The organism is Streptomyces sp. NPDC002386 (assembly GCF_053593175.1).
This window is the reverse complement of sequence record NZ_JBSFBX010000023.1, coordinates 44,430-64,856: the sequence shown is the minus strand read 5'-3', so window position 1 is coordinate 64,856 and position 20,427 is coordinate 44,430. Positions and strand designations below refer to the sequence as shown.

Annotated in this window: 18 protein-coding genes; 4 read left to right on the top strand and 14 right to left on the bottom strand. The window is 72.5% G+C overall.

Annotation, left to right across the window (positions count from 1 at the left end):
• Positions 1-6: 6 nt before the first annotated feature.
• The 6 genes from ACWCPN_RS32875 to ACWCPN_RS32850 form a co-directional block, all read right to left on the bottom strand.
• Positions 7-849, bottom strand: a complete 843-nt coding sequence (locus tag ACWCPN_RS32875) for a nitrilase-related carbon-nitrogen hydrolase (RefSeq protein WP_250400376.1) — start codon at positions 847-849, stop codon at positions 7-9.
• A gap of 155 nt (positions 850-1,004) precedes the next feature.
• Positions 1,005-2,627, bottom strand: a complete 1,623-nt coding sequence (locus ACWCPN_RS32870) for a PucR family transcriptional regulator (RefSeq protein ID WP_451213799.1) — start codon at positions 2,625-2,627, stop codon at positions 1,005-1,007.
• Positions 2,628-2,644: 17 nt separating this feature from the next.
• Positions 2,645-3,928, bottom strand: a complete 1,284-nt coding sequence (locus tag ACWCPN_RS32865) for an aspartate aminotransferase family protein (protein ID WP_392292367.1) — start codon at positions 3,926-3,928, stop codon at positions 2,645-2,647.
• Positions 3,925-4,767, bottom strand: a complete 843-nt coding sequence (locus ACWCPN_RS32860; protein ID WP_365129835.1) for a nitrilase-related carbon-nitrogen hydrolase — start codon at positions 4,765-4,767, stop codon at positions 3,925-3,927. Before ACWCPN_RS32860 ends, ACWCPN_RS32865 begins: the two co-directional genes overlap by 4 nt.
• A gap of 157 nt (positions 4,768-4,924) precedes the next feature.
• Positions 4,925-6,616, bottom strand: coding sequence for a hypothetical protein (locus ACWCPN_RS32855; RefSeq protein WP_451213795.1), 1,692 nt, complete (start codon positions 6,614-6,616; stop codon positions 4,925-4,927).
• A gap of 148 nt (positions 6,617-6,764) precedes the next feature.
• Positions 6,765-7,016 carry a helix-turn-helix domain-containing protein gene (locus ACWCPN_RS32850; protein ID WP_199212655.1) on the bottom strand — a complete coding sequence of 84 codons (252 nt, stop codon included), beginning with the start codon at positions 7,014-7,016 and terminating at the stop codon, positions 6,765-6,767.
• Positions 7,017-7,079: 63 nt separating this feature from the next.
• Here ACWCPN_RS32850 and map point away from each other — a divergent pair, with 63 nt between their 5' ends.
• Both map and ACWCPN_RS32840 read left to right on the top strand, forming a co-directional pair.
• Entirely contained in the window at positions 7,080-7,856 is a 777-nt protein-coding gene (map, locus tag ACWCPN_RS32845; RefSeq protein WP_365129837.1) for a type I methionyl aminopeptidase, read from the top strand.
• Positions 7,857-8,014: 158 nt separating this feature from the next.
• Positions 8,015-10,720, top strand: a complete 2,706-nt coding sequence (locus ACWCPN_RS32840; RefSeq protein ID WP_451213791.1) for an ATP-dependent Clp protease ATP-binding subunit — start codon at positions 8,015-8,017, stop codon at positions 10,718-10,720.
• A 35-nt stretch (positions 10,721-10,755) separates the two neighbouring features.
• Here the strand turns inward: ACWCPN_RS32840 and ggt are convergent, their stop codons facing one another.
• On the bottom strand, positions 10,756-12,558 hold the full coding sequence (ggt, locus tag ACWCPN_RS32835; RefSeq protein ID WP_451213789.1) for a gamma-glutamyltransferase: 1,803 nt from the start codon (positions 12,556-12,558) through the stop codon (positions 10,756-10,758).
• 143 nt (positions 12,559-12,701) lie between these two features.
• On the opposite strand from ggt, the gene ACWCPN_RS32830 reads away from it, so the two are divergent.
• Both ACWCPN_RS32830 and ACWCPN_RS32825 read left to right on the top strand, forming a co-directional pair.
• The gene (locus tag ACWCPN_RS32830) at positions 12,702-13,448 is read left to right on the top strand and encodes a hypothetical protein (RefSeq protein WP_451213787.1); all 747 of its coding nucleotides are present in this window, start codon (positions 12,702-12,704) and stop codon (positions 13,446-13,448) included.
• 116 nt (positions 13,449-13,564) lie between these two features.
• A complete protein-coding gene (locus ACWCPN_RS32825; RefSeq protein WP_451213784.1) occupies positions 13,565-15,130 on the top strand; it encodes an alpha/beta fold hydrolase in 1,566 nt (521 codons plus the stop codon).
• 48 nt (positions 15,131-15,178) lie between these two features.
• Here ACWCPN_RS32825 and ACWCPN_RS32820 read toward each other — a convergent pair whose 3' ends face one another.
• The 7 genes from ACWCPN_RS32820 to ACWCPN_RS32790 form a co-directional block, all read right to left on the bottom strand.
• Complete coding sequence (locus tag ACWCPN_RS32820; protein WP_392292361.1) at positions 15,179-16,057, bottom strand: amino acid ABC transporter permease; 879 nt, start codon at positions 16,055-16,057, stop codon at positions 15,179-15,181.
• Positions 16,054-16,698 (bottom strand): amino acid ABC transporter permease, encoded by a 645-nt coding sequence (locus tag ACWCPN_RS32815; RefSeq protein ID WP_451213781.1) that lies wholly within the window; start codon positions 16,696-16,698, stop codon positions 16,054-16,056. Before ACWCPN_RS32815 ends, ACWCPN_RS32820 begins: the two co-directional genes overlap by 4 nt.
• Before the next feature lie 11 nt (positions 16,699-16,709).
• The gene (locus ACWCPN_RS32810) at positions 16,710-17,612 is read right to left on the bottom strand and encodes a glutamate ABC transporter substrate-binding protein (RefSeq protein WP_451213779.1); all 903 of its coding nucleotides are present in this window, start codon (positions 17,610-17,612) and stop codon (positions 16,710-16,712) included.
• A 17-nt stretch (positions 17,613-17,629) separates the two neighbouring features.
• Positions 17,630-18,373, bottom strand: a complete 744-nt coding sequence (locus tag ACWCPN_RS32805) for an amino acid ABC transporter ATP-binding protein (RefSeq protein ID WP_199212649.1) — start codon at positions 18,371-18,373, stop codon at positions 17,630-17,632.
• A 154-nt stretch (positions 18,374-18,527) separates the two neighbouring features.
• The gene (locus ACWCPN_RS32800) at positions 18,528-18,947 is read right to left on the bottom strand and encodes a DUF6278 family protein (protein ID WP_199212648.1); all 420 of its coding nucleotides are present in this window, start codon (positions 18,945-18,947) and stop codon (positions 18,528-18,530) included.
• A gap of 15 nt (positions 18,948-18,962) precedes the next feature.
• Positions 18,963-19,742, bottom strand: a complete 780-nt coding sequence (locus ACWCPN_RS32795) for an exodeoxyribonuclease III (RefSeq protein ID WP_199212647.1) — start codon at positions 19,740-19,742, stop codon at positions 18,963-18,965.
• Positions 19,743-19,782: 40 nt separating this feature from the next.
• Positions 19,783-20,418, bottom strand: a complete 636-nt coding sequence (locus ACWCPN_RS32790) for an MBL fold metallo-hydrolase (protein ID WP_451213775.1) — start codon at positions 20,416-20,418, stop codon at positions 19,783-19,785.
• Positions 20,419-20,427: the final 9 nt, after the last annotated feature.

Here is a 20,427-nt window from a genome sequence, read left to right as displayed (position 1 = left end):
CTGCGGTCAGGGCGCGGTCAGCGGCGTGTAGGCGCCGGGCGCCCGGTCGCGGTAGAACTGCCAGCGGTCGCGGACCTCGCGGAGCTTCGCCAGGTCCAGGTCGCGGACGACGAGTTCGGGCTCCTTGTCGCTCGCCACCTCGCCGACGAACTGGGCCTCCGGGTCCACGAAGTAGGTGGTGCCGTAGAAGTCGTTGTCGCCCAGGTCCTCCACGCCGACTCGGTTGATGGCGCCGACGAAGTACTCGTTGGCGACGGCCGCCGCCGGCTGTTCGAGCTGCCACAGGTAGCGGGAGAGGCCGCGCGAGGTGGCCGAGGGGTTGAAGACGATCTCGGCACCCGCCAGGCCCAGCGCCCGCCAGCCCTCGGGGAAGTGGCGGTCGTAGCAGATGTAGACGCCGATCCGGCCGACGGCCGTGTCGAAGACGGGCCAGCCGCTGTTGCCGGGCCGGAAGTAGAACTTCTCCCAGAATCCCTGCACTTGAGGGATGTGGGTCTTGCGGTACTTGCCGAGGTAGGAGCCGTCCGCGTCGATCACGGCGGCGGTGTTGTACAGGACGCCCGGCTGCTCCTCCTCGTACATGGGCAGGACCAGGACGATGCCCAGTTCCCGCGCCAGCGCCTGGAAGCGCCGGACGGTGGGCCCGTCGGGGATCCGCTCGGCGTACTCGTAGAAGGCCTTGTCCTGCACCTGGCAGAAGTAGGGGCCGTAGAACAGTTCCTGGAAGCAGAGGACTTGGGCGCCCTGCGCGGCCGCGTCGCGGGCCGCCTGCTCGTGGACCTGGATCATCGACTCCTTGTCGCCGGTCCAGGCGGTCTGGAAGAGGGCGGCACGGATCACTCGGCTCATCGGGACCTCCGGTCGCTCGGTGTACGGCGAGACTAGGAAGCCCGGTGGGCCGGTTTGAGTTGCAGCGTGTCACGTCCGCGGGCGGTCGGCGTGTCACCGTGTCACGTGTTCGCCGGCTCATGTTTCACCGTCGTTTTCCCAGTTCGTCGCATGTTTCACCCCTGTTGCGCGTCATGCGCGAGGAGTGCGATGTGCACGGAGGCCGCCTGCTCGAAGTCGTCGAGGTCGACGCCGAGGCGCCCCTGTATCGCCTCGAGGCGGCGGTAGAGGGCGGGCCGGGAGACGTGGTGCAGCTGGGCGGTGCGGGACTTGTTGCGGCCCGTCGCCAGATACGTCCGCAGCACGTTCAGCAGTTCCTGGTCGGCGGCGCACAGCAGCCCGTCCAGCTCCCGCTCGGCGAAGGACTGCACATGCGGGTCGTCCCGCAGCAGCCTCACCAGGCCCCGCAGATGGACGTCGCGCAGCCGGACGACGGCCGGCAGGTCGAGGACCGCGGAGGAGTCGGCGACGGCGTCGGCGACGTGCCGGGCCTCCCGCAGCCCGGCGGGCACGTCCTCCCACACGGTGCGCGGATCGGCGGCCGCGACCACGGCGTTCGGCACCCCGCTCTCGGTCCGCAGCCGCGCCGCGAAGTGTGCGGTGAGCGCCTCGGCGTGCTGGTCGCGGGCGAGGCTGAGCAGCACGGCGGTGGCGCCGTCGGCCAGCTCGGCGACCAGTCCGGACAGGCCCAGCAGCCGCAGTGTCCGGTCGAGCTGGCCCGCGTCACCGCCGGGCACGACGAGGGGGACGAAGGTGCGCCGGTTGACCGGCAGCCCGGCCGCCCGTGCCCGGGGCAGCAGTTGCCGTGCGGGCACGACGCCGGAGACGAGGTCGGTGAGCAGGCTCTGCGCCGACTGTTCCTCCCAGGTGCGGGCGGAGCCGCCGCCCAGCATGCGGTGCAGCACGAGTGCCTCGGCGGTCCGGTCGGCGAGCAGCCGCCCGGTGGCCGTGTCGCCCCGGTACCCGCACAGCAGCAGCCGGCCCCAGCGCTCACCGCGTCCGCCCAGCTCGGCACGGATCCAGCCGTCGCCCTCGCCGCCTCCCCCAGCGCCGGAACGGCCTGGGTGGTGCCCCCATGCCTGGCGGGCGATCCGCTCCCAGTCGCGCAGCACGTCGTCCACCGCCGGCCGCTCCCCCGCCGTGGCGAGGACGCGGTGGGCGAGGTTGGTGACGACGACGGGGCAGCCGCTGTGCTGGGCGGCCTCGTCGAGCAGGCGCTGCAGCGGAGCGCCCGCGGTGATCAGCCCGGTGAGCGCGGTGCGTACCGTCTCCGACAGGCTCACGGAGGCGAACTTCCGCCGTACCAGGCGCGACTGGACCTCCTCGGTCAGTTCGGCGAACGGGAACGGCCGGTGCAGCACGACCATGGGCAGCCCGCACCGTTCGGCGGCCCGGCGCATCACCTCGGGCGGCGCGGGAAAGGCCCGGCCGAGCCCGAGGACGACGGCCGCGGCCTCCGCCCGGTGCAGGGACTGGACGTACTCGGCCTGCTTGGCCTCGTCACCGGCCAGCAGCACTCCGGTGGTGAGCACCATCTCGCCGCCGGTGAGCATCACCCCGACGTCGGCGGCCTCGGCGACGTGCACCCAGCGCACCGGCCGGTCGAGCTGCCCGGCTCCGGCCACCACCTCGGGGTCCCCCGCGAGCACCCGCTCCAGGGTGAGCACCTGCCGGACGGACAGGGCGGGTTCCAGCGGCTGCCAGCCGGGGGGCCGGGAGTGGGAGGAGGTGGTGGTCATCGCCGTCAACCCGCTCTCTAGTACGTGCTCCTCAGCGCGCGTTCCAGGATCGCGGCGCCTTCCTCGGCCTCCGCCACGGTCAGGGACAGCGGCGGTGCGATGCGCAGGGCGCTGGTGTCGTGGCCGCCGCCCTTGCCGATGAGCAGGCCGCCGTCGCGGGCCGCCTCCAGAACATGGGCGGCCGCCCGCGGATCGGCCTCGTCGGTACCGGGTCTGACGAGCTCCACGCCGATCATCAGTCCGCGGCCGCGCACCTCGCGGACGCCGGGCAGCCCCGCGCCGACCGCCCGCAACCGTTCGAGGAGCAGGCCGCCGACCCGCCGTGCGTTGCCCTGGAGGTCGTGTTCGAGGAGGTAGCCGAGGTTGGCGAGGCCCGCGGCCATGGTGATCTGGGTGCCGCCGAACGTCGAGATGCTGTTGGCGTCCAGGCAGTTCATGATCTCGGCGCGGGCGATCACCCCGCCGATGGCCATGCCGTTGCCGATGCCCTTGGCGAAGGTGACGATGTCCGGGGGGCCGCTGCGGGCGTGCGCCTGCCAGCCCCAGAAGTGCTCGCCGGTGCGGCCCCAGCCGGTCTGCACCTCGTCGCTGATCCACAGGATGCCGTGCTCGTTCAGCACCTCGCGGAAGGCCGCGTACAGACCGTCGGGCGGTGAGGTGAAGCCGCCGACGCCCTGGATCGGTTCGGCGATCAGCGCGGCGGGGGGCCGGGTGTGCCCGAGCACGTCCTTCAGGTCCGCCACGCACGCCTCGATGAACGCGCGGTCGTCCAGCTCGGCGAACGGGCCCCGGCCGCGGACGCCGCCGTGGACGTACAGGGTCTGCAGCGGGGAGAGCGAGGTCGGGGACCAGCCGCGGTTGCCGGTGATGCCGACCGTGCTGAAGGAGCGGCCGTGGTAGCTGTTGCGCATGGCCAGCACGGTGTTGGTACGCCGGTAGGTGGTGGCGAGCAGCAGGGCGGTGTCGTTGGCCTCGGTGCCGGAGGTCGTGAAGAACACCCGGGCGTCGGGGATGCCGCTCACCTGGGCCACGCGCTCGGCCAGTTCGACCATCGGCCGGTTGAGGTAGAGGGTCGAGGAGTGGATGATCCGGCCGGCCTGCTCGGTGACGGCCTTCGTCACCTCGGGCAGGGCGTGCGCGGTCATCGTGGTGAGGATGCCGCCGAAGAAGTCGAGGTAGCGGTTGCCCGCGGAGTCCCAGACGTGCCGGCCCTCGCCGTGGGTGATCTCCAGCGGCTCGTCGTAGTACAGGGCGAGCCAGTCGGGCAGGACGCCTTGGTGGCGGGCGTAGAGGTCGTTCACGGCTGCACCAGTCCTTCGTAGGCGTCGGGGCGGCGGTCTCGGTAGAAGGCCCACTGCCGGCGGACCTGCTCGATCAGGTCGAAGTCCAGGTCACGGACGAGGAGTTCCTCGGTCTTGTCGCTCGCCGGGTCGCCGACGAACTGCCCGCGCGGGTCGACGAAGTAACTCGTGCCGTAGAAGTCGTTGTCGCCGTACTCCTCCTGGCCGACCCGGTTGATGGCGGCGATGAAGTACTCGTTGGCGACGGCCGCGGCGGGCTGCTCGAGCTGCCACAGGTAGGAGGAGAGCCCCCGGTGGGTGGCGGACGGGTTGTAGACCAACTGGGCTCCGTTGAGTCCGAGTTGACGCCAGCCCTCCGGGAAGTGCCGGTCGTAGCAGATGTAGACGCCGACCTTGCCGACGGCCGTGTCGAAGACGGGCCAGCCCAGGTTGCCGGGTTTGAAGTAGTACTTCTCCCAGAAACCCTTGACCTGCGGGATGTGGTGCTTGCGGTACTTGCCGAGGTAGGAGCCGTCGGCGTCGATCACGGCGGCGGTGTTGTAGTAGAAGCCGGACTGCTCGACCTCGAAGACCGGGACGACGATCACCATGCCGGTCTCGCGGGCGAGTTCCCGCATCCGGCGGACCGTCGGCCCGTCGGGCACCGGTTCGGCCCAGCGGTAGTGCTCCGGCTCCTGGACCTGGCAGAAGTAGGGGGCGTTGAAGACCTCCTGGAAGCCGATGACCCGCGCGCCCCGGCGGGCGGCCTCGCGCGCGTGCTCCTCGTGCTTCGCCACCATGGACTCGGTGTCGCCGGTCCAGGTGGCCTGGACCAGTGCGGCACGTACGACGTTGGCCATGAGCTGCTCCTTCGACGCTACGTCCGAGCCTCTACGCCCGTAGAAACGGCCCGTAGAGGGACGAAAGTAAGCCTCCTGGACGTCCTTGCCAAGACCATCGTCGCCAACCCGCTGAGTCGATCACGTTTGACACTCCTTAGGGTGATCGCGGGGGCGGTCACGGAGTGAACCCGGCGACGCGCAGGGCGTGCACCAGGTCCCAGTGACGCTCCTCGGAGGCGCCCGCGGCGGCCTCCAGCAGCAGCGGCACCAGCCGGGCCGGGTCGACGGCGGCACTGCGGGCCGCTTCCTCGGGTGTGCGGACCCGGACGTAGGCGTCCAGCAGTGCCCGCGCCTCGCGGTCTTGTCCCCGCCCCGTCAGCTCCAGCACGGCCGCGCCGATCTCCGCGGCGGGCCGGGCCACGCCCTGGCGGAGCATCTGCCGTCCGTCCGCCGCCCGCCCGGCCGCCTCCAGCGCGGCCGCGGCGGCGACCAGCCGCTCGGCGGGCAGTGCGGCGGCCTCCCACAGCAGGGTGTCCCAGTCGGCGCCCAGGCCGGCGTGCCGCAGTCCGTCCGCGAGCAGGGGGAGCCGGGCGGCCGGCCAGTGCGCGATCTCCACCAGCAGCACATGTGCCTCGCCGGTGCGTCCCTCCGCCCGCAGCCGCACCAGCCGCTCGACGGCCGCGGCCACGGCGGTCCCCGCCCGCGCGTCCACCGCCTCGAAGGACGGCTCGGCCGGCTCCTCCCGCTCCCCCGCCGCCCCGGCGAACCGCGCCCCGCGCGGTGTACGCCGCCCGCCGGGCACCTCGGGCACGGCCGCGGCGGGCGTCCGCGGCGGCACGGCGACGGGTACGGCGTCGTCCTCGACGGCCCCCGCGAACCGGGCACCGCCCCGGCGGCGCCTGCGGGCTCCGGCAGGGGGTGGGGCCGGTTCCGGGGCGGGCGTGCGGGGCGCGGAGGGGTCCTCGGCGGACGCGGGGCCGGCGTCCGGGACACCGGGCCGGGGAGCCGTGACGGCGCCCAGGTCTCCGGATCCGGGGTGCCGCGGGTTTCCCGGCCCGTGGGCCGGGACGGCCTGCCCGGCTTCCACCGCCTCGGACGTGATGTCCCGTCCGGCGCTCCGCTCGCCGGGTCGGACGTCAGGCCCTCGCTCCGCCCCGCCGGGCCGGGGGCCCGGTCCGGCCGTCGGCGGGGTCCGGAAGCCGTGCCCTTCCTCCGGCCCCTCGAAGCGATGCGCGGGGGCGGCCGCCGGCGCGGCGGACCAGGGGTCCGGTGCGTCCTCGGAAGGACGCGCACCGGGCACGGGGCCGGCCTCCGGCCGGATCGGCCTCACCGGGTGCGGCCAGGCGTCCGTGCCCCTCATGCCCGCGTCCAGCCGGTACAGCCGGGCCTCCAGCTCGGCGCGGCGGGCGGTGGCGCGGTCGTGGTCGTCGTGGGTCCAGGCGAGGTCGAGGCGGAGGGCCTCGGTCTCCTCGCGGGAGGTCGCGGCGGCCAGCCGGCGGCTCAGCTCGGCGCGGCGCCCGGTGGCGTACCGCTGCTCGCGGAGCATGACGTCGAGGCGGTCGCCCAGGGCGTCGCGGGCGCCGGGAAGGGCGTCGCAGGCCGAGACGGCGGCCGCGTGCAGGGCGCGGGCGTGGTCCCGCTCGGCCGTGGCGACGGCGGGGCCGTGGGCCGCCGCGAGGTCCTGCAGCAGCGACTCCAGCACGTCCCAGGGCGGCAGCTCCCGGCCGTGGAGACAGGCCCGCATCCCCTCGGGGTCCCGCTGCCAGAAGACGCCGCACCAGCCGCCGCCCTGGTCCAGACGCCCGAGGAGGCCGTTCAGGTAGTCCGCGAACTCCCGCACACGAGCCGGAAGTTGCTCCACAGCCATGCCCGACTCCCGCCCGATCGCCAGCGCTTCGCCCGTCAGGCAACACCAGCTGTGTTACGGGCCCGCTACGCGGAGTTTTCGGCGAGTGTGCGGGCGCCTCGCCGCGCGGTCCCGGGCGGAGTGCGCGGCGCCCCGCGTCCGGCGCCCGTCAGACGGCCATCGGGGCACACCGGGTCATCAGCTCGTCCATCGACAGCCCGAGCGCCCCGGCCAGCGCGGCCACCGTGAAGAAGGCCGGGGTCGGGGCCCGTCCGGTCTCGATCTTGCGCAGCGTCTCGGCGGACACGCCGGCCGCCGCCGAGACCTCGGCCATGCTGCGGCCACCGCGCGCGTCGCGCAGCAACCGCCCGAGCCGCTCGCCGCGTTCACGCTCTTCGGGGGTGAGGGGGGTACGCACCATGGCCCCATTCTAATACCGCCACGCGGCGGCCCACCCCATTAAAATACCGGTATAGTAATTGGCATGATGGATCTGAAGACGGACACGTCGATCGACGCGATGCACGCGGCCGGCCAGGTGGTGGGGCGGGCCCTGACGGCCGTACGGGAGGCCGCGGCCGTCGGCGTCTCACTGCTGGAGCTGGACGAGGTGGCACGCGGTGTGCTGCGGGAGGCCGGGGCGTCCTCGCCGTTCCTCGGCTACCGCCCCTCCTTCGCCCTCACCCCGTTCCCGGGGGTGATCTGCGCCTCCGTCAACGACGCGATCGTGCACGGCATCCCGACCCGTCAGCGGCTGAGCGACGGCGACCTCGTCTCCGTCGACTGCGGCGCCGAACTGGACGGCTGGGTGGGCGACTCGGCGATCAGCTTCGTGGTCGGCCGCCCGAGCCCGGCGGACCTGCGGCTGATCGAGACCGCCGAGCGCGCCCTGGCGGCGGGTATCGACGCGGCCCGCGTCGGCAACCGCGTCGGCGACATCGCGCACGCCGTCGGCCGGGTCTGCCGTACGGCCGGCTACGGCATCCCGGCGGGTTTCGGCGGCCACGGCGTGGGCCGCCGCATGCACGAGGAGCCGGACGTCCCCAACGAGGGCCGCCCCGGCCGGGGAGTGCCGCTGCGCCACGGCATGGTCCTCGCGATCGAGCCCATGCTGATCGGCAGTGGCAAGGACGCCTACTACGAGGCGGGCGACGGCTGGACCCTCCGCTCGTCCGACGGCTCGCGCGCGGCGCACGTCGAGCACACGGTGGCCGTCACGCACGACGGCCCCCGGATCCTGACGGCGCGCGAAGCCTCCTGAGGGCTCGGCGGACCCGCGGCGGGCGGAGGAGCGGAAGCCCCTGCTGAGCGGGCGTTCCTGCACATGCCCTTCGCAGAAGCTCGTGTCATCGTGGCATGAGCGGCCCACCCCCCGGTTACCCGGCCGCTCCGCACGTCGTCTGCGAAGGAAACGAAACGATGACCAGCGGCTACAACGGCCCGGAGGACCCCTTCGGAGACTTCTTCGCCCGCTTCTTCGGCGGCTCGGGCGCCGGCGTCCCCGGCGGACGCGGCGCCCCTCGCCACATCGACATCGGCCGCCTGCTCAGCCAGCCGGCCCGCGAGCTGGTGAGAGGCGCCGCCCAGTACGCCGCCGAGCACGGCAGCCGCGACCTGGACACCGAGCACCTGCTGCGCGCCGCCCTCGCCGCCGAGCCCACCCGGAGCCTGCTCAGCCGCTCCGGCGCCGACCCGGACTCGCTGGCCACGGAGATCGACCACCGCGCCGGTCCCGCGCACCAGCCTCCGGGCGACGCACCGCCCCCGACCTCGCTGTCGCTCACCCCGGCCGTCAAGCGCGCCCTGCTGGACGCGCACGACATGGCGCGCGCGAGCGGTGCCGGGTACATCGGGCCGGAGCACGTACTGAGCGCGCTCGCCATGAACCCGGACTCGGCGGCCGGGCACATCCTGAACGCGGCCCGTTTCCAGGCGGGCGGACTGCCACCGGAGGCTCCGGAGGCCGCGCAGCCGCGGCAGGAGCGGCAGCGGCCCACCTCGACGCCGACGCTCGACAAGTACGGCCGCGACCTGACCGACATGGCCCGGCAGGGCCGGGTGGACCCGGTCATCGGCCGCGAGCAGGAGATCGAGCAGACCATCGAGGTGCTGTCCCGGCGCGGGAAGAACAACCCGGTCCTGATCGGCGACGCGGGTGTCGGCAAGACGGCCGTCGTCGAGGGGCTCGCGCAGCGCATCGCGGACGGTGACGTGCCGGACGTGCTGGCCGGGCGCCGGGTGGTCGCCCTGGACCTGACCGGGGTCGTCGCGGGAACCCGTTACCGGGGCGACTTCGAGGAGCGGCTGAACAACATCGTGGAGGAGATCCGCGCCCACTCCGACCAGCTGATCGTCTTCATCGACGAGCTGCACACCGTCGTCGGGGCCGGTTCCGGCGGCGAGGGCGGCGCGATGGACGCGGGCAACATCCTCAAGCCCGCGCTCGCCCGGGGCGAGCTGCACATCGTGGGCGCGACCACGCTGGAGGAATACCGGCGGATCGAGAAGGACGCGGCGCTGGCCCGCCGGTTCCAGCCGATCCTGGTGCCCGAGCCGTCGGTCCCGGACACCGTGGAGATCCTGCGCGGGCTGCGCGACCGGTACGAGGCCCACCATCAGGTCCGCTACACCGACGAGGCGCTGGTCGCCGCCGTGGAGCTGTCCGACCGCTACCTCACCGACCGGCGGCTGCCGGACAAGGCGATCGACCTGATCGACCAGGCCGGCGCCCGGGTACGGCTCGGCGCCGGGACCAAGGGCACGGACGTGCGCACGATGGAGCGCGAGGTGGAGCAACTGGTCCGGGACAAGGACCAGGCGGTCGCCGACGAGCAGTACGAGCAGGCCACCCAGCTGCGCGACCGGATCGGCGAGCTGAAGCGGCGGATCGCGGAGTCCAGCCACGACGAACAGGCCGACGAGGGTCAGCTCGAGGTGACGGCGGAGTCCATCGCCGAGGTGGTCTCCCGGCAGACCGGCATCCCGGTCAGCCGGCTGACCCAGGAGGAGAAGGAGAGGCTGCTCGGCCTGGAGCAGCACCTGCACCAGCGGGTGGTCGGCCAGGAGGAGGCGGTCTCGGTGGTCGCCGAGGCGGTGCTGCGCTCGCGCGCCGGGCTGGCCAGCCCGGACCGGCCGATCGGCAGCTTCCTCTTCCTCGGCCCGACCGGCGTCGGCAAGACCGAGCTGGCCCGGGCGCTCGCGGAGGCGCTGTTCGGCAGCGAGGAGCGCATGGTCCGTCTCGACATGAGCGAGTACCAGGAGCGGCACACCGTCTCCCGGCTGGTCGGCGCCCCGCCCGGGTACGTCGGCCACGAGGAGGCCGGCCAGCTCACCGAGGTGGTGCGCAGGCACCCGTACTCGCTGCTGCTCCTGGACGAGGTGGAGAAGGCGCACCCGGACGTCTTCAACATCCTGCTACAGGTGCTGGACGACGGCCGGCTCACCGACTCGCAGGGCCGCACGGTGGACTTCACCAACACCGTCATCGTGATGACGAGCAACCTCGGCTCGGACGTGATCAGCAGGCGCGGCGCCGGGATCGGCTTCGGGCCGGGGGGCGCCGACGCCGACGAGGAGGCGCGGCGCGAGCAGATCCTGCGTCCGCTGCGGGAGCACTTCCGGCCGGAGTTCCTCAACCGCATCGACGAGATCGTCGTCTTCCGGCAGCTCACCGGCGACCAACTGCGGCAGATCACCGACCTGTTGCTGGAGCGCACCCGCCGGCTGGTGGACGGCCAGGGGGTCACGGTGCGGTTCACGGACGGGGCCGTCGACTGGATCGCCGAGCGCGGCTACCAGCCGGAGTACGGCGCGCGCCCGCTGCGCCGCACCATTCAGCGGGAGGTGGACAACCAGCTCTCGCGGCTGCTGCTCGACGGCACGATCACCGAGGGCAGCCGGGTGACCGTGGACGTCGCGGACGGGCGGCTGGACTTCCACGCGGAGCGTGCCGCGCCGGCCGCTCCCCAGCCGTCCGCGCCTCCGCAGGCCGCGCCCCCGCCGCCCGCTCCCCCGCGGGCCGGTGATTCCCGGCCGCCCGCGGGCACCGGGCCGGCGTCGCGGACAGGCCCGGGCGCGGACACCGGCCCGGCGGACGAACCGCCGCCGCCCGCTCCCGGGTCGTAGGCCCGGGTCGCGAACGGCCGCGTGCGGGGCGGGGGTTACGGCGCCGGGTTCACCACCATCGCCGAGCCGCCGCCCCGCCGTACCTTCTCGGCGGCCGCCAGCCACTTGCCGTCCGGCAGCCGCTGGACGCCGGTGGCCGCGCCGATCTCGGGGTTGAGCTTGAAGCTGTGCCCGATCGCCTCGAGCCGTGTCCGCAGGTCGCTGTCGTACAGCGCGGGTTCCAGTTCGGTCTGGGCGGCGTTGCGCTGGCTGGCGCGCGGTGCGGCGATGGCGTCGACCAGCGGCAGGTGCCGGTCGACGAACCCGGTCAGGGTCTGCAGCACCGTGGTGATGATGGTCGCGCCGCCGGGTGAACCGAGCGCCACGACCGGCCTGTCGTGCCGGTCCAGGACGATGGTCGGGGAGATCGAGGACCGCGGCCGCTTGCCCGGCCCCGGCAGGTTCGGGTCGTGCACGGCCGGGTTGGCCGGCGTGAAGGAGAAGTCGGTCAGCTCGTTGTTGAGCAGGAAGCCCCGGCCGGGGACGGTGATGCCGCTGCCGCCGGTCTGCTCGATGGTGAGCGTGTAGGCCACGACGTTGCCCCACTTGTCCGCCACCGTGAGGTGCGTGGTGTTCTCGCCCTCGTAGGTCGTCGGGGCCGCCTTGCCGCCGGTGCCGCAGGCCGCCGGATGCCTCGGGTCCCCCGGCGCGACCGGGCTGGTGAGCACCGCGTCGTCCTTGATCAGGCAGGCCCGCGAGTCGGCGAACCGCTGCGACAGCAGCTCCTTCGTCGGTACGTCCTCGAAGGCGGGGTCGCCCACCCACCGGCCCCGGTCGGCGAAGGCGATGCGGCTCGCCTCGATGTAGTGGTGCAGGTACTGCGCCTGGCTCGCCTTCGACAGGTCGGACCGCTCCAGGATGTTGAGCGCCTCGCCGACGGTCGTGCCGCCGGAGGAGGAGGGCGCGATGGAGTACACGCCGAGGCCGCGGTACGAGGTCCTGGTGGGCGCCTGGAGCTTGGCCCGGTAGACGGCGAGGTCCTTCTCGGCCAGCTTGCCGGGGCGGGCGTTCCAGCCGGAGGCGGGGTCCACCGGCGGGTGTTCGACCGTCTTGACGATGTCGTCGCCGATGTCTCCGCGGTAGATCGCGCCGACGCCCTCGCGGCCCAGCTCCTCGTAGGTGCGGGCGAGTTCGGGGTTGCGGAGCGTGGAGCCGACGACCGGGAGCCGGCCGTCCGGCAGGAAGAGCTTCGCCGTGTCCGGGAAGTAGCGGAAGCGGGTCTCGTTGGACGCGGTCTGCGAGCGGAAGGTGTCGTCCACCGTGAAGCCCTGGCGGGCGATCCGCTCGGCGGGCCTCAGGACCGTGCCGAGGCGTTCGCTGCCCCACTGGTCCAGCGCGGTCTGCCAGGTGGCGGGCGTGCCGGGAGTGCCCACGCTCAGGCCGCTGCTGACCGCGTCGGCGAAGGCGAGCGGCTTGCCGTTCTCGGTGAACAGCTCGGAGTCGGCGGACAGGGGCGCGGTCTCGCGGCCGTCGATGGTGTGGACGGTGCGGGTCCTGGCGTCGTAGTAGACGAAGTATCCGCCTCCGCCGACGCCGGCGGAGTAGGGCTCGGTGACGCCGAGCGCGGCGGCGGTGGCGACGGCCGCGTCGACGGCGTTGCCGCCCTTCTTCAGCACTTCGATGCCGGCGGCGGAGGCGTCCGCGTCGACACTGGAGACGGCGCCGCCGTAGCCGACGGCCACCGGCACCTTCGTGGCCGTGCCGCCGGTCCTCGCGGTGGGCGGCGCGGCCGCTCCCACCGTGACCACGACGGCCGAGACCGCCAGAACCGCCAGTTTCCGCGTGCCAGGACGACCCATCCGTACCTCCCGCAGGGACAAGTCCGCGCAGCGTAACGAGATTGCCTCCGTACCGACAGTACGCCTCGGGCACCTGCCACACGAACGTCACAGCTCGAACACGGGTACGTAGTGGACGTGCGGGACCGCTAGCATGCGCGGCCATGAACGACGACGTGCGCAACATCGTCCTGGGCGTCATGGCGGCCGGTGTCAGTGCCGCGCTGGGCTGGCTCGCCCGCACCTACCTGTGGCGGCGCAGGCTCCGCCGCAAGCAGGCCTTCTTCGGGCTGCCGGACCACTCGGAGTCGCTGCTGGTGGTCAACCGCAACGCGGGCGGCCCGGAGCTGTCGGTGATGCGGCACGACGTGTTCGCCCTGCTGGAGCTCTCCGCACTGATCAAGGACTGCGGAGCGCACGCCCAGGTCGTGGCGCACGACGCGACCCAGCAGGGCTTCGGGGAGCGCACGGAGTTCTGCCTCGGCGGGCCCAGCTCGAACCGCCGGATGGCCGCGCACCTGTCCTCCCTGCTGCCCGGGGTGGGGGTGAACACCGAGGCGGAGTCGGGTCCGGAGGCGGGCGCCTTCCGCATCGGCGGCGAGGACTACCGCGTGGAGGCGGGCAGAAGCGAGTACGTGCTGCTGGCCCGGCTCACCGCGGGCAACCGGGGCGAGGCCCGCCCGGTGTTCCTGTTCTGCGGGCAGCGGGCGATCACCAACCAGGCCGCGGCCCGCTATCTCGCCCGCGGCCACGAGCGGTTGGCCCGCAAGTACGGATCCGGTTCCTTCGTACTGCTGCTGAAGGTGGTCAACTCGCAGGCGTACGGCCCCGATGTGGTGGAGCTGGTGGCGGACGTGACCCGGGCGGCCCGGACGCCGCTGCCGGAGGCCGCCCCCGCGGCGGCCTCTTAGCTCTTCAACAACCTTTACTGGTACGTAACTTACCGACGGGTTACTTGGACTGGGAGCGCGCGGTTACCGTCGGGTCACTTTGCACCTTACCGAGTCACCGAGTGAGGAGTGACCCCATGAGAACTGGTCACAGTGGCCTGCGCGCCTCCACCGTCGGCGCCGTCGCCACAGCGCTGATCGCCGGTACGGCCGTCGGTCTGGCCCCGGCCGCCCAGGCCGCCCCGTCCGTACGGTTCGTGGACATCAGCGGCGCGGACGGCACCGTGCTGAAGGCGAACGTCGTCACGCCCGCGGACGCCGACGGCTCGCGGACCTACCCGCTCGTCGTGCTGCCCACGAGCTGGGGCTTCCCCCAGGTGGAGTATCTGGCCCAGGCGCGAAAGCTGGCCGACTCCGGGTACGTGGTCCTGTCGTACAACGTGCGCGGGTTCTGGCAGTCCGGCGGCGAGATAGAAGTGGCCGGTCCGCCGGACACAGCGGACGCCTCCAAGGTGATCGACTGGGCACTGGCCAACACCCCGGCGGACGAGGCGCACATCGGCATGGCGGGGGTCTCCTACGGCGCCGGCATCAGCCTGCTGGCCGCCGCCCACGACAAGCGGATCAAGGCGGTCGCCGCGCTCAGCGGCTGGGCCGACCTGATCGGCTCCATCTACTCGGGCCGCACCCAGCACGTGCAGGCGGGCGCCGTGCTGGACGGCGTGGGCGCCCTCACCGGCCGGGAGAGCCCCGAACTCCGGCAGATCTTCGACCGCTTCTACGCCGGCGACCTGACCCACGAGCAGGAGATGATCGACTGGGGGCGCGAGCGTTCCGCCGCGACCTACGTCGACCGGCTGAACCGGAACGGCGCCGCCGTCCTGCTCGCCAACGCCTGGGGCGACACGGTCTTCCCGGCCAACCAGTACGCCGACTTCTACCAGAAGCTGACCGGGCCGAAGCGGCTGGAGCTGCGCCCCGGCGACCACGCGACCGCCGAGCTGCCCGGTCTGTTCGGGCTGCCCAACGACGTGTGGACGGACACCGGGCGCTGGTTCGACCACTACCTCAAGGGCGCCGACAACGGCATCGACCGTGAGCAGCCGGTCCAGCTCAAGTCCCGTAGCGCGGGGGGATACGAGGGCTACCCGGACTGGAAGTCGGTCGGCGCGACCCGCCGGAAGATCGCGCTCGCCGGTTCCACCACCATCCACAGCGGCGTCGACTCGGGCGCGGACGGCGGCATCGTCTTCCTCTCCAGCATCCTGGACCAGGTGGCCAAGCTGCCGCCCGTCGCCTCGGTCCCGCTGCTGCCGCGCCGCTGGGCGGCCGTCTGGCAGTCGGAGCGGTACGCCACCGCCCAGCGGGTGCGCGGCACGGCGGCGCTGCACACCACGCTCACCCCGACCGCGGAGAGCGGCACCCTGGTCGCCTATCTGTACGACGTGGGTCCGCTCGGCTTCGGCAAGCTGGTGACCAACGCGCCCCTCACCTGGCACGGCCGGACACCCGGTGAGCCGTTCGACGTCGATCTGGACCTGTTCTCCACCGCCTACGACGTGCCCGCCGGGCACCGCCTCGCGCTGGTGGTGGACACGGTCGACCCGCTCTACTTCGAGCACAACCCGTCCGGCGCGCAGCTGACCTTCTCCTCGCCGGCGGACGACCCGTCGTACCTGTCCGTCCCCTTGCGCGAGCAGTGATCCCCGGCTGCCGCCGGACGAGCCTGGCCCGTATGAACTGCCACCCCCCTACGGTCGCGGGGCCGTGGGGGGCTCCCCACCCGGCAGCAGCGCCCCCGGACCGGCCGTGACGACCGTCACCGCGTCGGTCCTGGGACTGCGCTGCTCACGGCGGGACACCCAGCCGGCGAACCACGAGAGCAGCATGCACATCCCGATGTAGATCGGCGCGATCACCATCACCACGGGGATGAACGGCAAATCGTAGTCGAGGTTGGACGCGATGAGCTTCCCCGCGTGGAGGAACTCCTCATAGGTGATGAGAAAGCCCAGAGAGGTGTCCTTCAGGGCGACCACCAACTGGCTGATGACGGCGGGCAGCATGGCCCGCACGGCCTGCGGCACGAGGACGTGCGCCATGACCTGCGTCTTGCGCATGCCGAGCGCGAACGCGGCCTCCCGCTGGCCGCGTTCGACGGCGCGCACACCCGACCGCAGGACCTCGGCCAGCACGGAGCCGTTGTAGAGGGCGAGTCCGGCGACCAGGGCGGTCAGCGGCTGCGCCTTCAGCGCCACGAAGATGAAGAAGATCATCACCAGCACCGGCATGGCCCGGAAGAACTCCACGACCGCCGTGGCCGCCCAGCGCACCGGCCGGTGGTCGGAGAGCCGCCCCGTCGCGAGCAGCCCGCCGAGGGCGAGCGAGAGCACGGCCGCCAGCCCGAACGCCTTCAGGGTGTTGCCGAGGCCCCGCAGGAGCAGTTTCTGGATGCCCTCGTACTCGAACGGCATCCACTTGGTGTAGGTGAACTGGGCGGTGTCGAGGAGGAGATACAGGATCCAGGCGAGCAGCCCGAGGAGCACGACGGCGGACAGCACGCCGTACAGCGTGTGCCGTCGCCTGGTGCGCGGGCCCGGAAGGTCGTAGAGCGCGGTGGACTCGGTCATCGGGCCACCCCCCACTTGCGCTCCAGCAGATGGAACAGGGCACTGATGGCGAGGGTGATGACCAGGTATCCCACGGCGATCCAGACGAAGGTCCAGACGACGTTGTAGCCCAGTTCGTTGATCGTCTTGTAGGTGCCGAGCAGTTCGGTCACGCTGAACGCGCCCGCGATCGCGGAGTTCTTGGCGAGGGCGATGAGGGTCGAGCCGACCGGCGGGATCACGGAGCGGAACGCCTGGGGCAGCACCACCAGGGACAGTGTCTGCCCGAAGTTCATGCCGAGGCTGCGGGCCGCCTCGCCCTGCCCCTTGGGCACGGTGTTGATTCCGGAGCGCAGCACCTCGCAGACGAACGCCGAGGTGTAGCAGCCGAGGGCGAGGATCGCGAAGAGCTGGAAGGGCAGCACCAGCCCGAACCGGGGCAGCCCGAGCAGCACCGCGAAGAAGAGCAGGGTGAGCGGGGTGTTGCGCAGGACGGTCACCCAGGCGGTGCCGAAGACCCGCAGCGACCCGACGGGCGCGACCCGGAACGACGCCATCACGAAGCCCAGGACCAGCGCCAGCAGGGAGGCCCAGACGGTCAGTTCGACGGTGCCGAGGAAACCCTCCCAGTAGATGGACCAGTTGTCCTTCAGTACGTACATGCCGTCCTCGCTCAGCTCGCCGGGTAGCGGTCGATGGCGGGCGGGTGGGGCGCGGGCACACCGGACAGGCCCAGCGTCGCGTCGTAGGCCCTCTTCCAGTCGCCGTCGCGCTCACGCGCCCGGAGTGCGTCGTCCAGGGCCAGGCGCAGCGCGGTGTCGCCGTGCGGGACGCCGATGCCGTACGGCTCCTTCGAGAACGGCCGGCCCACGACCTTCAGTTCGCGGGGGGCCTTGGCCGCGTAGCCGATGAGGATCGCGTCGTCGGTGGTGACCGCGTCGACCTGGTAGGTGAGCAGGTTGTCGACGCAGATGGAGTAGGTGTCGTAGGCGACGAGGACCGCCTTCGGGTAGTCGGACCTGATGCGCTGGTACGGCGTCGAACCGGCCGCCGAGCAGACGCGCTTGCCGTCGAGGTCCTCGGGGCCGTCGATGTCCTTCTCGTCCCGGCGGACGAGGAGGGACTGGCCGGCGAGGTAGTAGGGGCCGGCGAAGCCGACGAGCTTCTTGCGGTTGTCGTTGATGGTGTAGGTGCCGACGTAGTAGTCGATCTGGCCGTTCTGCAGGGCGGTCTCGCGGTTGGCGGAGGCGATCGTCCTGAACTCGATGGACTTCGGGGGGAATCCGAGGGAGGCGGACAGCATCCTGGCGATCTCGATGTCGAAGCCGGAGTAGGTGCCGGTCGCCGGGTCCTTCTCGCCGAGGTAGGGCTGGTCCTCCTTGGCGCCGACGACGAGGTGACCGCGCTTCCTGGCGCGCTCCCAGGTCCTGGACGCGGGCAGGCTGAACCCCTCTCGCACCTGGTACCTGGGGAGCTTCTCGGGCGCCGGTCCCTTGCCGGGCGGGCTGCCCTCCCTGCCGCAGGCGGCGGCGAGCAGGGCCAGCAGAAGGCAGGCGGCACGGGCGGTACGGAACACGGGTGGCACTCCCCCGTTCAGTGCTTGAGGATCTTGGACAGGAAGTCCTTGGCCCGGTCGCTGCGCGGGTTGGTGAAGAACTCCTCCGGGCTGCGGTCCTCGACGATCCGGCCGTCGGCCATGAAGACGACGCGGTTGGCGGCGGAGCGGGCGAAGCCCATCTCGTGGGTGACGACGACCATGGTCATGCCGTCCCGGGCGAGCTGCCGCATGACCTCGAGCACCTCGTTGATCATCTCGGGGTCGAGGGCCGAGGTGGGCTCGTCGAACAGCATCGCCTTGGGTTCCATGGCGAGGGCGCGGGCGATGGCCACCCGCTGCTGCTGGCCGCCGGAGAGCTGTGCGGGGTACTTGGCGGCCTGGTTCAGCAGGCCGACGCGGTCGAGGAGTTCCCGGGACCGGCGGTCCGCGTCCTCCTTGCCCCGCCTGCGGACCTTGGTCTGGGCGAGGGAGACGTTCTGCAGGACCGTCTTGTGGGCGAAGAGGTTGAAGGACTGGAAGACCATGCCGACCTCGGCGCGGAGCCGGGCGAGGGCCCTGCCCTCCTCGGGCAGCGGCCGCCCGTCGAGCGTGATCGTGCCGGACTCGATGGTCTCCAGGCGGTTGATGGTCCGGCACAGCGTCGACTTCCCCGAGCCGGAGGGGCCGATGACCACGACCACCTCGCCCCTGCCGACGGTGAGGTCGATGTCCCGCAGGACATGCAGGTCCCCGTAGTACTTGTTGACGTCACGCAGCTCGATCAACGGATCGGCGGCCATCCGCAGCCCTACTCACTCTCAGCCGTGTCCCGGTTCCGCAAACTATCCAGACGGGCGAGGAGCCGAGGGGCGACACGCGCTTTTCGGGTATTAGCCGTATTTACACCGTTCACCTGCCGGCGGGCCGCCCGCGCCGGGCCGGCCGGCGCCCGTCTCAGGCCTCGGCGACCTCCGCGTAGAGCTGCGACAGTTCGGGGACACCGCTCGCGGCCCACTCCCGCCCCGCCCGCACGAGCTCGAACTCGCGGCCGGAGGCCAGCCGTACGACCGGTTCGCCGTCGGCCCGGATCCGCCAGGCGGCGCCGGGGACGGTGCGCACCACGACCGTGCCCACGTAGAGCCCGGCGTCGTTGCCCAGCCAGGGCAGGATCTCCGCGTCGTCGCGCCAGCGCGGGACGAGCTGGTCCAGCGCCTCCAGGGAGGCCGGGGTGTCGTCGAGGCGGACGCCCGCCTGGGCCGCCTGCGAGCGGAGCAGTTCGCACTCGGACAGCAGGGCGGCGATCGCCTCGGGGTCGGCCGGAAGCGCCGCGCGGCCGTTCTTGTGGTGCCGGTGGCCCAGGAACGGAATGTTCATGGGCCAAGCGTGGCATCACACGTCCAGGTCGACCACCACCGGCGCGTGGTCGGACGCGCCCTTGCCCTTGCGCTCCTCGCGGTCCACGTAGGCGTCCTTCACGGCCCCCGCGAACGGCTGGTTGCCGTAGACGAGGTCGATGCGCATGCCGCGGTTCTTGGGGAAGCAGAGCTGGCGGTAGTCCCAGTACGTGAAGGGGTGGTCGTACTTCAGGGGCCGCGGGACGACGTCCGCGAGGCCCGCCCCGCGCAGCGAGGCGAGGGCGGCGCGCTCGGCCGGGGTGACATGGGTGGCGCCCTCGAAGGCGGCCCGGTCGTAGACGTCCTCGTCGGTGGGCGCCACGTTGTAGTCGCCGAGCACCGCGAAGGGGCGGCTGCCCGCGGCGTCACCGGCGACGGCGGCCCGCAGGGCCTCGAACCACTGGAGCTTGTAGGCGTAGTGCGGGTGCTCCACCTCGCGGCCGTTGGGCACGTACACCGACCAGACGCGGACCGGGCCGCAGGTCGCCGCCAGGGCGCGCGGCTCGGTCACGCCGTCGTAGCCCGGGTCGCCGGGCAGGCCCTTCACCACGTCCTCGATGCCGACGCGGGAGAGCACCGCCACGCCGTTCCACCGGCCGGTGGCGTGGACCGCCGCCTCGTAGCCCAGCTCGCGCAGCGGCTCGAACGGGAACTGCGCCTCGGCGATCTTCGCCTCCTGGAGGCAGAGCACGTCGGTGCCGCTGCTCTCCAGCCAGGCGAGCAGTCGCGGCAGGCGCGCGGTGATCGAGTTCACGTTCCAGGTGGCGATACGCATGTCCCACAACCTACCCGCCGGGTGTGACAACCGGCCCCGCTCACAGTTCGGCCGACGCTCCCGGGGCGAGCCGCTGGTGGTCCGTGCCGCCCAGGCGTCCGATGTGGCCGTCGTAGATCGGGCGGGCGAGGTCGGCGAGCAGGGCGTCGTGGACGTCGAGGGCACGCCGCGGCCCCACCTCACGGATGTAGTCGATGACCTCGGAGATCTTGTTCCAGGGGGCCATCACCGGGACCATCAGGGTCTCGACCGGCTGCCCGGGGACGGTGAGCGCGTCTCCCGGGTGAAAGACCCGGCCGCCGTCGATCAGGTAGCCGACGTTGGTGACGCGCGGGATGTCCGGGTGGATCACCGCGTGCAGCTCACCGTGGACCTGCACGTCGAAGCCGGCCGCGGTGAAGGTGTCGCCGTGGCCGACGGTGTGCACCCGGCCCGGCCAGGCCGCCGAGAGCCGGTCGGCGACCGACTTCAGGGTCCAGATCTCGGCGCCGGGGCGGGCCTCCAGCGCGGCCCGCAGCCGGCTCTCGTCGAAGTGGTCCGGGTGCTCGTGCGTCACCAGGATCGCGTCGGCCCCGGCCGCCGCGTCCTGCTCGCTGAACCCGCCCGGGTCGATGACGAGGGCCCGCCCGTCCTTCTCGAGGCGGACGCAGGCGTGGGTCTTCTTGGTGAGCCTCATGACTCCCCA

Excerpts from the sequence above, each read along its gene's own strand:
- ACWCPN_RS32800 (WP_199212648.1), bottom strand. The coding sequence starts at position 18,947 with ATGAACATTCCGTTCCTGGGCCACCGGCACCACAAGAACGGCCGCGCG.
- ACWCPN_RS32830 (WP_451213787.1), top strand. The coding sequence starts at position 12,702 with ATGAACGACGACGTGCGCAACATCGTCCTGGGCGTCATGGCGGCCGGT.
- ACWCPN_RS32840 (WP_451213791.1), top strand. The coding sequence starts at position 8,015 with ATGACCAGCGGCTACAACGGCCCGGAGGACCCCTTCGGAGACTTCTTC.
- ACWCPN_RS32805 (WP_199212649.1), bottom strand. The coding sequence starts at position 18,373 with ATGGCCGCCGATCCGTTGATCGAGCTGCGTGACGTCAACAAGTACTAC.
- ACWCPN_RS32875 (WP_250400376.1), bottom strand. The coding sequence starts at position 849 with ATGAGCCGAGTGATCCGTGCCGCCCTCTTCCAGACCGCCTGGACCGGC.
- ACWCPN_RS32850 (WP_199212655.1), bottom strand. The coding sequence starts at position 7,016 with ATGGTGCGTACCCCCCTCACCCCCGAAGAGCGTGAACGCGGCGAGCGG.
- ACWCPN_RS32815 (WP_451213781.1), bottom strand. The coding sequence starts at position 16,698 with ATGTACGTACTGAAGGACAACTGGTCCATCTACTGGGAGGGTTTCCTC.
- ACWCPN_RS32860 (WP_365129835.1), bottom strand. The coding sequence starts at position 4,767 with ATGGCCAACGTCGTACGTGCCGCACTGGTCCAGGCCACCTGGACCGGC.
- ACWCPN_RS32870 (WP_451213799.1), bottom strand. The coding sequence starts at position 2,627 with ATGACCACCACCTCCTCCCACTCCCGGCCCCCCGGCTGGCAGCCGCTG.
- ACWCPN_RS32790 (WP_451213775.1), bottom strand. The coding sequence starts at position 20,418 with ATGAGGCTCACCAAGAAGACCCACGCCTGCGTCCGCCTCGAGAAGGAC.
- ACWCPN_RS32825 (WP_451213784.1), top strand. The coding sequence starts at position 13,565 with ATGAGAACTGGTCACAGTGGCCTGCGCGCCTCCACCGTCGGCGCCGTC.
- map (WP_365129837.1), top strand. The coding sequence starts at position 7,080 with ATGATGGATCTGAAGACGGACACGTCGATCGACGCGATGCACGCGGCC.
- ggt (WP_451213789.1), bottom strand. The coding sequence starts at position 12,558 with ATGGGTCGTCCTGGCACGCGGAAACTGGCGGTTCTGGCGGTCTCGGCC.
- ACWCPN_RS32855 (WP_451213795.1), bottom strand. The coding sequence starts at position 6,616 with ATGGCTGTGGAGCAACTTCCGGCTCGTGTGCGGGAGTTCGCGGACTAC.
- ACWCPN_RS32820 (WP_392292361.1), bottom strand. The coding sequence starts at position 16,057 with ATGACCGAGTCCACCGCGCTCTACGACCTTCCGGGCCCGCGCACCAGG.
- ACWCPN_RS32795 (WP_199212647.1), bottom strand. The coding sequence starts at position 19,742 with ATGCGTATCGCCACCTGGAACGTGAACTCGATCACCGCGCGCCTGCCG.